This window comes from Mesorhizobium sp. CNPSo 4689 (assembly GCF_057784325.1).
The window spans coordinates 1-11,617 of sequence record NZ_JBWLUZ010000068.1 but is presented as its reverse complement, the minus strand read 5'-3'; the positions used below and the strand labels follow the sequence as shown (position 1 = coordinate 11,617).

The 11,617-nt window shown below is 60.7% G+C and carries 8 protein-coding genes and 1 pseudogene; 8 read left to right on the top strand and 1 reads right to left on the bottom strand.

What is annotated here, in order from left to right; genetic code table 11:
• The first annotated feature begins 675 nt into the window (after nt 1–675).
• A pseudogene (locus AC04SI_RS32545) lies at nt 676–2,641 on the top strand (AI-2E family transporter).
• 541 nt (nt 2,642–3,182) lie between these two features.
• On the opposite strand, the gene AC04SI_RS32540 reads toward AC04SI_RS32545, so the two are convergent.
• Nucleotides 3,183–3,398, bottom strand: coding sequence for a CsbD family protein (locus tag AC04SI_RS32540; RefSeq protein WP_404284979.1), 216 nt, complete (start codon nt 3,396–3,398; stop codon nt 3,183–3,185).
• A 994-nt stretch (nt 3,399–4,392) separates the two neighbouring features.
• On the opposite strand from AC04SI_RS32540, the gene AC04SI_RS32535 reads away from it, so the two are divergent.
• The 7 genes from AC04SI_RS32535 to AC04SI_RS32505 all read left to right on the top strand — a co-directional run bounded on the left by AC04SI_RS32535 (nt 4,393) and on the right by AC04SI_RS32505 (nt 10,631).
• On the top strand, nt 4,393–5,595 hold the full coding sequence (locus AC04SI_RS32535; protein WP_404284977.1) for an ABC transporter substrate-binding protein: 1,203 nt from the start codon (nt 4,393–4,395) through the stop codon (nt 5,593–5,595).
• Nucleotides 5,596–5,679: 84 nt separating this feature from the next.
• The gene (locus AC04SI_RS32530; RefSeq protein WP_404284975.1) at nt 5,680–6,546 is read left to right on the top strand and encodes a branched-chain amino acid ABC transporter permease; all 867 of its coding nucleotides are present in this window, start codon (nt 5,680–5,682) and stop codon (nt 6,544–6,546) included.
• Between the two features lie 19 nt (nt 6,547–6,565).
• On the top strand, nt 6,566–7,528 hold the full coding sequence (locus AC04SI_RS32525) for a branched-chain amino acid ABC transporter permease (protein ID WP_488475668.1): 963 nt from the start codon (nt 6,566–6,568) through the stop codon (nt 7,526–7,528).
• 3 nt (nt 7,529–7,531) lie between these two features.
• Nucleotides 7,532–8,311: an ABC transporter ATP-binding protein gene (locus tag AC04SI_RS32520; protein ID WP_404284972.1), complete on the top strand. Its 780-nt coding sequence runs from the start codon at nt 7,532–7,534 to the stop codon at nt 8,309–8,311.
• Entirely contained in the window at nt 8,308–9,030 is a 723-nt protein-coding gene (locus AC04SI_RS32515; RefSeq protein ID WP_488475667.1) for an ABC transporter ATP-binding protein, read from the top strand. Before AC04SI_RS32520 ends, AC04SI_RS32515 begins: the two co-directional genes overlap by 4 nt.
• A gap of 10 nt (nt 9,031–9,040) precedes the next feature.
• Entirely contained in the window at nt 9,041–9,817 is a 777-nt protein-coding gene (locus AC04SI_RS32510) for an aspartate/glutamate racemase family protein (protein ID WP_404284969.1), read from the top strand.
• Nucleotides 9,818–9,923: 106 nt separating this feature from the next.
• Complete coding sequence (locus AC04SI_RS32505; protein ID WP_404284981.1) at nt 9,924–10,631, top strand: GntR family transcriptional regulator; 708 nt, start codon at nt 9,924–9,926, stop codon at nt 10,629–10,631.
• The last annotated feature ends 986 nt before the right edge of the window (nt 10,632–11,617 follow it).

Sequence of the window (11,617 nt, the reverse complement as noted above, 5' to 3'; positions counted from 1 at the left end):
ATGATGGGATTGCCGGGTTCGTTTGCATCAGTGAAAACCATGGCCATTCGCGTTGTCTCGGCAGCAACAACGAACGGGCCAAGGTCGTGCTGAAAGCTCTCGACTTCGGCTTCGGCGTCCTTCTGCTGTTCGGACTTGTCAGGCATCGTGACCATTGATCCCGCCCCGTCGGCGCAAGCCATTCGACAGCGTAGCTTGCCCAAGGCCTCCGCGCTACAGGCATTGAACTCGTCGCTTTTCGAGACCTCCTCTGCCCCGGTGTCGCGACTGCGCGCTGGACGACGGCCCGCGACGAACCGGACTGAACGCAAAAAGCCCGCCGCACCTTTCGGCGAACGAGCTGATATGTGCGGCCCCGCCTCCAAGCGAGAGGCAGTCGATGGTTCCGGTCCGCAATAGCACGACAAAGGAGCAGTTCCCGATTTCCTGGAACTGGGGCTCGGACCCATATCACTCACGCGGCATCCGGCGGCTCCGACTTGGAGTGCCTGCGGTCCTCAAGCTCGGCCGCGTGCCATGGAGTTGCCCATGCGCGAGGAACCACCCGGGTGGCGTGCGAACCCTTCTGAGGCAGCACTATCCTGTGGAACGCAAACATTGCGCGTCGACTAAATATACCTGATCATGACCTTCGCAGGGTGGAGGCATCAAGTGGTGACTGGTCGTCGAAACGGCATGCAGCCGTCGGAGCCCGGGTTGCCGGGTATCCTTTCCGCGGCCGCGGCTCAACCGCGCATGTCGTTGCCCACCGTCGCGACCGTCGTGACGGCGGTTGCCGCCCTCTATTTCGGGCGCGAGGTTTTCCTGCCGATCGCATTCGCACTGCTGCTGACCTTTGCGCTTGCACCCGTCGTTTCCGCCCTCAAACGAGCCGGTATTCCCCGCCTTCCTGCGGTCATTGTCAGTGTGCTGGCTGCATTCGCAGCACTCGCTCTGTTCTCCTTCATTGTCGCCACGCAAGTCAGCGAGCTGGCGCAGAACATTCCGGTCTACCAGACAAACATCCTGACCAAGATCCGCTCGCTCAAGGAAACAGTGGTAGGAGGAGGGATCATTGCCAGACTGAGCGGGGTCATCGAGCGCGTCGGCCAGGAGATCGACCGGCAGGAACCGTCGCTGCCCGCCGCCGACAAGCCGAAGCGCGAGCCGGTGCCTGTCGAGATTATCGCGCGCGAAAGGCCGCTCCAGGTTCTTCAGAATCTGATCGGTCCGCTGATCAGCCCGCTGGCGTCCGCCGGACTGATCATCGTCGTCGTCATCTTCATGCTGCTCGAGCGCGAGGATTTGCGCGATCGTTTCATACGGCTTGTCGGCTATGGCGACCTGCACCGCACCACCGAGGCGCTTCAGGATGCCGGCAAGCGGGTCGGCCAATATCTGCTCATGCAATTGGTCGTGAACAGCGTCTACGCCATACCTATTGCGATCGGGCTGGGGATCCTCGGCATTCCCAATGCGCTGTTGTGGGGCCTGCTGGCGCTGACGCTGCGCTTCGTTCCCTATATCGGTCCGGTCATTGGCGCGCTGTTGCCTTTGTTCCTGGCGCTCGCCGTGGCACCTGGCTGGTCCCTCGTGCTGTGGACTGCCGGGCTGTTCGTGGTGATGGAGTTGGTCACCGGCAACGTCGTCGAGCCCTGGCTCTACGGCTCGCGGACGGGACTCTCGCCACTGGCCATCATTGTCGCGGCGATCTTCTGGACTTGGCTCTGGGGTCCGCTCGGCCTGGTCCTGTCGACGCCGCTCACCGTCTGTCTTGTCGTGCTTGGCAGGCACGTGCCGCAGTTCGAATTCCTCGACGTGCTGTTCGGCAACGAGCCCGTGCTTGACCCCCATGCCCGACTTTACCAGCGACTGCTGGCCGGCGATCCCGAGGAAGCCACCGACCACGCCGAGGAGATCCTAGAGGAGAAGTACCTGATCGAATTCTACGACAAGGTTGCCATCCCCGCCCTTCTGCTCGGCGAGCAGGACCGCGTCCGCGGCGTGATGGGTGACCAGCAACTCCGGCAAGTGGCCGTCAGCGCCCAGACGCTGGTGGCAAATCTCGACGACAGCGCCCAGGAGGAAGCGGCCGAGGAAGATGACCCGACCGCGGCCGAGGACGCGCGCGCGGATGCGGGAAAAGAGGCAGCCGGGGAGGGTGAGAACGCCATCGAGCTGCCGGACGGCACCGACATGTCGGTGCTTTGTACCGGCGGGCGGGGCGAACTCGACGATGCCGCCGCCGCCATGGTGGCGCAGGTGCTCGAAGTCCAGGGCGCGACCGTGTCGAAGGCGGCTTTTGCCGATATTAAGCCCGCCAGTATTCGCCGCCTTGACCTCGACGCTGTCGACACCGCCGTGGTCGGCTTCCTGAACCGGGATTCCGTCAAGCACGCTCGCTTTCTGGTTCGTCGATTGAAGCGCCAAGCCGGCGCTGCGGGTGGGGATCGTATTCTGGTCGGAGGCCGGCAACGACGACAAGGAGGCAGCCGCCAAGTTGGCCAATGACATCAATGCCGATTTCGTGGCACGGCATGGTCGACGCGGCGCTGGGCGCGCTGTCGAACGAGCCGCCGGTTGTGCTCAAACGCGCCGCCAACGCCGCTTGCGTCGGCGACCGCCAGCCCGCAAGAAAGCGTCGCTTGCGGTTGCAAACTGAGCGTGGAGCAGGGCGAAATAGAGGCTGCACTGCCGCCGCTCTCTGCGTCGAAGGCTTGCCTGAAACCGATCGCTGCTTGGGAGCGTCGCCCTCGGCGTTCAAACGGAAGCTGATTGACGTGCGGGAGATGATTCACTCTGATTATTTTTAGTAACTTCAACGACTGTCCACACACTTTGTAACATTGTGGCGGACGATAAAATGAGCGTAAGGCGGTTATTTAAATGCCGCTTTATGCCTCCTGCGTGGTGAGCTTACCTCCGATCTTCAGTGTGAGACATTGCCCGCCATCAGACAGTCAGCGATGGCTTTCGACTACTTCGAGCGCCGAGTGCCTTCAATTTCTCGCAAAACTGGGCGTGCGGTTTGCTCATCGCCGCTTCGTTGCATTCCATCATCGTGTCCTGAAACGCCGGGACAAAAAACGGCATCACGGAACCGAACAACCTCTACCGAATTGAATCGCGTTCGCATTCGGGCCGATCACCTGCGGCCTTTTCCATCGAGAAGCCAGCGACCGCGTTGGCCTCTCGAATCGCTGCTAGAGATTTTTCTTGATCACGGCGGCGGCCTTATCGGTGGCATCCTTTGCGGCGGCCTTCACGTCGCCGACGGCCTTTTGAACCTTGCCCTTTGCCTCCTGAATCTCGCCCTCTGCCCGCAGCCGGTCGTTTCCAACGGCCTTGCCCACGCCTTGCTTGATGTTGCCGGCAGCCTGGTTGGCGAGGCCCGCTGCCTTATCGCTCGTGCTTCCCATGGAATGCGCTCCTTGTGGTGGTGACTTGAACCCCAGAAACGCTGCTGTTGTTAGGAGGTTCCGGAGATGCAGGCCGCGGGCCACTTCACCGGGTAAGGTTGCGCATTCTCGGCGGGCATATCCTCGCTCGAAAGCCCGTATGGAGTTCAACTCTTCCGCACCTGCCACATCGGTCGCTGACCAGCGGCAGGTTCAACCCTCACTGCGTGTTCTTCTGTTGATCCATGTTTCATGGTTCGTTTTCCTCCGTTGGCTTGCGTTCGATGCAAGTTCCTCCGCTTCGATTTTCTTGGCATCGATCACGGTCTTGAAGGTGGGAGCGAACATCCTCCGAAGCGCGGTCCCCGTTAGCGATCAGTGCGCCCGTCTGGGAAAGTGAGGGCGGGTTCGAAGAATGCGCGCAATGAATAATGCGCGCCAGAGGGTCAAGTTCGATTTCGATGAAAAACCGGACCTCCGTCAGTCGGGTTCCCGGCGCTGATCGCGCTGCCGTGTTTCGGCCTGCTGAACGCGACCTGACATCATCCTCATCGAAGACGCAGGATCGGGCCCGAGCCTCATACGGCAATCGGGCGTTTGCGCGGAGGTGGTCGACAGCGAGGCGAATATACGCGGACAAAACGCAGGTTTGGCTCGCAGATCAGATCAGGGGTTTGTCTTGTGAAGCCCTCCGTTCAATGACTGAGTTCAGCCAGTCAGGGTCCATCTCTGGAACGGACGACAAGAGCAATTCCGTGCAGGGGTCGTACGGCGGCTGAAGAACGTGTTCTTTCTCGCCTTGCCTGACCACTTCGCCACGGTGAGCAGTTGAGTGGCCTTGCCCCTGCTGCAGCCAAAAAGCCAAGCCTGCAAAGCGTCCTCTTTATCGCTGCGGAGATTGTATACAAAAACAAAGAAAGATGTTGACAATCTTGTGATCTAGGTTTCCCCTAGGGTATCCGCGCAGCTGATGAGCAAAACACAAAGCGCGATAACCAGAAGGGGAAATGCCAGAATGATCAACCGACGCTCGACTCTCAAATCGATGGTGCTTGGCGCCGTCTCCGCTCTCGCTATGACCGCCGCGGGCATGCCGTCCGCGCAGGCCCAGAACAAGGAACTCAAGATCGGTTTCGTTGGCGTCACCAGCGGTCCGGCTGCCGCCTGGGGCACCTCGAACGTGCGTTCAATGCAGACGCGCGCCGCCTGGATCAACGAGACTGGCGGCGTCAAGATCGGTGACGCCACCTACGACATCAACATCGTCACCTTCGACGATCAGAAAGACCCTAAGCGCGCCATCGCCGGCATGGAGAAGATGGCGCAGGAAGGCATCCACTATGTGGTTGGGCCGAATGTCGATGACGGTGCTGCCGCCGTGCGTCCGGTCGCCGAGGCCAACGGCATCATCTATTTCCCTTACGCCTTCCCGAAGTCGCTCTACGAGAAGCCTGCTTCGAATGCCGTGCTCGGCATGATCGCCAACTATCAGTCTGGCCCGGCGATCTACAAATACCTCAAGGAAAACAAGGGCGTGAAGACGATAGCCTTCGTCGCCGCCAATGAATCGGATCCGTTGAGCCAGCGCGACGGCGGCGTCGAGGCGGCCAAGGCACTCGGCCTCGAGATCGTCGCCCAGAACGACACTTACCAGAACGATACCCGCGACTTCACGCCGGTGATCACGCCGATCGTTGCACTGAAGCCCGACCTGCTTGTGCTGTCCGGCGTCGCGCCAGCGAACGCGCCGTTGCTCATCCGTGCCGCCCGAGAGCTCGGTTTCGAGGGCCTGATCTCGACCGAAACGGCGCAGGACGCCAAGGTTCTGGAGGAAGGCGCCGGCGAGTACGCCAACGGCTTCATCTCCGTCGGTGGCGCCTCCACGCCGGAGATCGCCTCGGACGCGATGAAGGAATTCGTCGATCGCTACACCAAGATGTTCGGCGAATACAATGACGAGTCCAACACAAAGGTCTACGCGCTCGAATACATCATCGAGACGCTGAAGGCCAACCCGGCTGCGATCGACAATGTCGATGAGTTCAAGAAGACCATCGACACCTTCTCGGCGCCAAACCCCTACCTGAAGGGCGACGCCAAGCTGAGCTATGTCGGCACGACCTCCTTCGGCCAGAAGCGCCAGCTCGCGGTGCCTATGGTGGTCAACGAGTACAAGGACGGTGCCTTCCAGACCCTCTTCGTCGGCACGGTCGACTAGGGTTAGGTTCCAGCGGTTGTTTCCTCCCGCGTTGCCGGGGGCCCGGGGCATGTTTCCGGGTCCCTCGGAAGATCGAAGGCGTCCATGGAACAGGTCATCGCTAACGGATTCTACCTCGGCGCCCAATATGCGCTGATCGCATTGGGGCTCACACTCATCTTCGCCTTGATGAATGTCCTCAACTTTGCCCACGGGCAGATGTATGTGCTGGGCGGCTTCATCACCTACACAATATACGGCCAGCTCGGGCTGCCCTTCGTGGTCGCCCTGCTGGCGTCCGGCGTCACTCTCGCCGTCATCGGTGCGCTTATGGAGAAATATCTTTTCCGAACCGTCATCAAGCGAAGTCTGCGCGAGGAAAGCACAATGCTGCTGGCAGCTGCGACGGCCTTCTTCTTCGACGCCGTCATCCTGCTCATCTTCGGCGAAAAGCAGCGCGGCGTACCCAAGATCGTCAAAGGCGTTTTCAACGAGGGCGGCATCATCATGCCTTATGACCGTATGGTCGTCGGCGTGCTCGCACTGGTCTTCATTGCGGCCTTCGTCCTCTACATGCAGTACAGCAGGGTCGGGCGAGCCATGCGGGCGCTGGCCCAGGATCGGGTCGCCGCGCAATTGATGGGCGTCCACGTCGACCGCTATTCGATGATCGGCTTCGCCATAGGCGCCATGCTGGCCGGCATCGTCGGCGGCCTTTTGGTCACCATCACCGGCGTCAATTCCGGCATCGGTGGACCGATCTCGATCAAGGCCTTCATGATGGTGATGATCGGCGGTGCCGGCGTCGTCGGCGGTGCGATCGCCGGCGGCTTCATCCTCGGTATGATGGAGTCAGTCGGCCTCACCATGCTGCGCGAATATGGCGACGTCACTTACCTCGTCATCTTCGCCGCGCTGATGGTGTTCCTCTCAATCCGCCCCAACGGGCTAATGGGCAAGCCGTGGGGTTGATGGTGCCATGACGCGTAGCATGAAAATCGCCTCGGTTGCCGCCTTTCTGGCGATCGTCTTCGTCGCCGTGCCGGTTCTGATCTCGACGAGCGGTCGGACTGACCTTTTTTATACGTTCACCTCGGTGGCGCTGCTCAGCATCGCCAGTGCCGGCGTGTGGCTTACCTTCTACATTGGCCGAATTAACATCGGCCAGGGCGCCTATGCGCTGATGGGTGGCTACGTCTCGGCCATACTTGTGGTGACCCATGGCTGGTCGTTCTGGCCGACGCTGCCGGTCGCCGGTCTGTTCTGCGCGGCGGCAAGCGTCCTTATCGGCCTGCCGATCCTGCGCCTGCGCGGCGTCTACTTCGCCATGGTGACACTGGTGCTGACCGAGGTCGCGCGGCTTCTGGCTCTGGCGCTGCCGATCACCAACGGTGCCAAGGGCATGGTCAGCATCCCGCTGCCCGGGGCGCTGTCGGCCTTCGGCCTCACCATCATCCCGGATTTCGCCGCCTTGCATAATCCTCGGCTGGCTTTCTACCTACTGGCGGTCGCGCTCATGGTGGTCTGCTTCGCGGTGGTGTACCGGCTGGTTCATTCGCGCGTCGGGAAGCTCTGCCAGTCGCTCCAGCAGAACGAGGAGCTGGCCTCGTCGATCGGCGTCAACATCGCCTATCTGCGCGTCATCGCCTATGCCGTCTCGTCCTTCTTTGGCGGCGTAGCCGGCGCGATCTTCGCCGCCATCTCGCAGTCGATCTATCCGTCGAGCTTCACGGTCATCGACTCTGTCAATTTCATGCTGAACTGCTTCCTCGGCGGGCTCGGCTACGTATTCGGACCGATGCTCGGCACGCTGGTGCTCTATTTCGGCTGGGACCTCCTGTTCCAGACCGGCCGGTTTCAGCTGCTGATCTACTCGACCTTGATGATCGTGCTGATGCTGTTCTTGCCCAATGGGCTACTCAGCCTCGCCGCCACGACCCGGAAGAAGGGGTGAGCCATGGCCGATCTGCTCGAAGTCTCGGCTCTGACGAAACGCTTCGGCGGTCTCGTCGCGGTCAACAATATTTCCTTCTCGGTGCGCGAGAAGGAGATTCTGTCGGTCATCGGTCCCAACGGAGCCGGCAAGTCCACACTTTTCAAGCTGATCTCGTCGTTCCTCAGGCCGACATCGGGCGAAGTGCGCTTAAAGGGCGAGCGCATCTCCGACCTCGCGCCGCACATCGCCGCGCGCAAAGGCGTCGTCCGGACGTTTCAGGAAACGACGATCTTTAGGAACATGAGTGTGCGCGAGAACGTCATCATCGCACACCATCTGCGCTCTAGGGCGAGCCTGCTCGGCTTCTTCCTCGGCACCGGCGCGGCCAAGGCCGACGAGGCAGCCTTCGGCATGTCGGCCGACGAGATTCTGGCGCTGCTTGGCCTCTCGTCGCTCGCCGGCGAGACCGCCCGAAACTTGCCGCATGGTCACTTGCGGGCGCTCGGCATTGCCATTGGCCTCGCCACGAACCCGTCGATCCTGCTGCTTGACGAACCTTTCGCCGGGATGAACCACGAAGAGACGATGAGAATGGTGGCGATGGTTAGACGGTTGCGCGAGCTCGGCCTCACCATCCTTCTGGTCGAGCACGACATGCCTGCCGTCATGAAGATTTCTGATCGCATCGTCGTCTTGAATTTCGGCGAGAAGATCGCAGAGGGAACGCCGGCGGAAATCCAGAATAACGACAAGGTGATCGAGGCTTATCTCGGCAGCGAAGACGAGGCTATCGGCCTATGAACCAGATCCTGAAATTCGCTAATGTCGCACTCTACTACGATCACGTCTACGCGCTGAAAGGCGTATCGCTGGAGGTCAACGAGGGCGAGACTGTCGCGCTGATCGGCGCCAACGGCGCCGGTAAGTCATCGATCCTTCGCGCCATCACCGGCCTGCGCAAGATCAAGTCCGGCGAGATCCACTACAGCGGCCGACGCATCGACGGTGCCGCCCCCGATGCCATCGTCAAGATGGGCATCGCCATGGTGCCGGAGGGACGCCGCGTCTTCCCCTACATGTCGGTCAAGGACAATCTGCTCATGGGCGCCTTCACCCGCTCCGACAAGGCCGAGATCGCCGCCTCGCTGGAGATGGTGCTCGGCCGCTTCCCCCGCCTCAAGGAGCGATATTCGCAAGCCGCCGGTACGATGAGCGGCGGCGAGCAGCAGATGCTGGTAATCGGCCGCGCGTTGATGGCCAAGCCGCGCCTGCTGCTGCTCGACGAGCCGTCGCTGGGCGTCGCGCCGAAGCTCGTCCAGGACATTGCCCGCTCGATCGTAGCGATCAATCGCGACGAGAAGGTCAGCGTTCTGCTGGTCGAGCAGAACTCCCGCATGGCGCTGCGCATTTCCCAACGCGCCTATGCTCTGACGACCGGCAGCGTCGCGCTGAATGGGAACTCCGCTGATTTGCTGACCGACGAACGGGTCAAGCATCTTTATCTCGGCGGCGAGATTTGAGGCTGATCGCATGCGCATACTCGTCATCAATCCCAACACGACCGCGTCGATGACCGCCAAAATCGGCAAGGTCGCAGCGAGCGTCGCTTCTGCCGGGACCGAAATCATTTCGGTGAACCCCGGCGACGGTCCGCCGAGCATCGAAGGCTATTTCGACGAAGTCTTCGCCATTCCTGGGATCATCGCCGAAATGAACAAGGCGGCGGCCGTCGACGCCTATGTCATCGCGTGTTTCGACGACACCGGGCTGGACGCGGCACGTTGCGCCGCCGAGGCGCCGGTCATCGGCATCGGCGAGGCCGCCTTCCACCTTGCCAGCCTGGTCGCCGGCAAGTTCAGTGTCGTGACGACGCTCGCCCGCTCCGTTCCAGCGATCGAGCACAATCTGGCGAAATACGGCCTCGCGTCGCGCTGCGCCAAAGTCAGGTCGTCGGAGGTTGCCGTGCTCGATCTCGAACTGCCGGGCTCGGACGCCAGCTGCAGAATCTCGGACGAGATCGCGCGCGCCATCAGCGAAGACAGGGCGGAGGCGATCGTTCTTGGCTGCGCGGGCATGGCCGATCTGGCAAGCAGCCTGTCACAGGAACACGGCGTTCCCGTACTCGACGGTGTCGCCTGCGCGGTCGCCTTGGCAGAGAGCTTGTTCAGAGTTGGTTTGCGGACGTCGAAAGTCGGCGGCTACGCTGCTCCCCGCGGCAAGCGGTTCTCGGGCATCTACGAATCGCTGTCCCCGGCCGGCGCTGCCGAAGCCGTTGTTTCGCCGAACGGGCCTGGCCTTACGAATTGAGGTCCTGTGTCCCGGGATTGACCGCCGCGCAAGCCATACTAGATTGCAGCGACCGTTAGGCGGTTTGGGATAGATCTGGCACGGTCGTGCCTGCGCGTTGAAGAGCATGCTGACAGTACTCAGGGAAGAAGACCGCGACGAAAAACCGGCAGCCCGCTGGTCGCCGATATACTATGGCCTGAGAGATGCCATTGTCAGCCATCGTCTCGCTCCTGGCACCAAGCTGCCGGAAGATGAGTTGGCGTCGATCTATTCGGTGAGCCGCACCGTCATTCGTGCCGCTTTGCAAGCTCTGGCTCATGACCGGTTGGCGCGGCTGGAGCCAAACCGCGGCGCCTTCGTGGCCCAGCCGTCGAAGGTGGAAGCGCGCGAGGTATTCGAGGCACGGGCGCTGATCGAACCCAAGGTGGCTTGGCTCGCCGCGAAGGCAGCAGTGTCATCCGACATTGCGCAGTTGCGGCGGCATCTCGAGAAGGAACATGAGGCGCTTCACGCCGGCCGGGACAGTGAGGCGATCATGCTGTCGGCACGTTTCCACGTCGGCATCGCCGAGATCGCCGCACACTCGGTGTACACCAACTTCGTTCGCGACCTTGTCTCTCATTCTTCTCTCATCATAGCGCTCTATTGGAAAAGGCGCGACGCGACCTGTGAGAAACACGCCCATCACGCGCTGGTCGATGCAATCGAAGCAGGGCGCAGTTCCCAAGCAGCCGAGCTGATGACCAGCCATCTGGTCGACCTCCTGTCGGGGCTCGACCTTACAGACAAAATAGAAAAATCAGACAACCTCTCGGATTTGCTTCGTCCGTAGAGCGGGAGCAATGCTGCACCCGAGCAGCCGCCGGTGGCCGGCACTGCTGCGCCAAGACCGCGTCCTTTGCAGCCATCTGTTGCTGCGAAGCGAATGTCGGTATCGGTGGTCGTGTGTCCACGCAACCAAGGTGTTTGCAATCATATGCCGTCAGCGTTGTTTTGCTTCCGACAACGCGACGCGTCGGCTGAGCCTCATTCGGAGTCCTCACTATTGGGTTCGCCACCGAACACGAGAACATACGAAGGAAATGGTTGGGCTAACCACCAGCTAACCGTTTGTTTTTGTTGCAAAGATGACGTCCCTCAGGGCCCACCATGACCGTTGATTTTGCAACGAAGAAATGCCCTAATTGGAGCGGTGACGGTACTTTTCGAGTCGGCTTGGGCGCGCCGTCGAACGCCGCAAAGTGCAAAAAATCGCCCGATTGGTCCCGATAGTTGGTGAAACCTCAAGATATTTTTCGCGGCGATTTTCCCTTTAAAATCAAAAGCGTAATTTTTTGACGGCCCATGGGTCGGCGTTGTGCGTCACAAATAAGAAAAAACCCAGCTAGATCAATGACCTAGCTGGGTTAGAAACAATCGAGTGGGAGTGAGGGATACAAACGGCGGCGTTAGCGTAGTTTCGGTGGCGACTTTCGCTGTCTTCGTGTCCGTATCTCACTTCCCGCTGAACTGGCATTCTCCATCTCCGATCTGGCAAGTCCGATCTGCGCCCATGTCCCCTATGAAGTAAAGACCTTTCAAAAAGGGAGAGGGCTATGGCGTAGAACGGCGTGCACAAAGGCGGGTCTGCTTTGCGCCTCATGTCGGTCGTAGAGACAACTTTTGTCGATTCCTGAAAGCAGATGAGGTGGATGGCTCCCGCTCCCGGCATCACAGTGCCACAGTGGGTTTGCTGTCAGGCAACCCGAGCTAAGGAGCCATCCGCCATGCAGATTACCACCGTGGGCCTTGATCTGGCCAAGCGCATTTTTCAAGTTC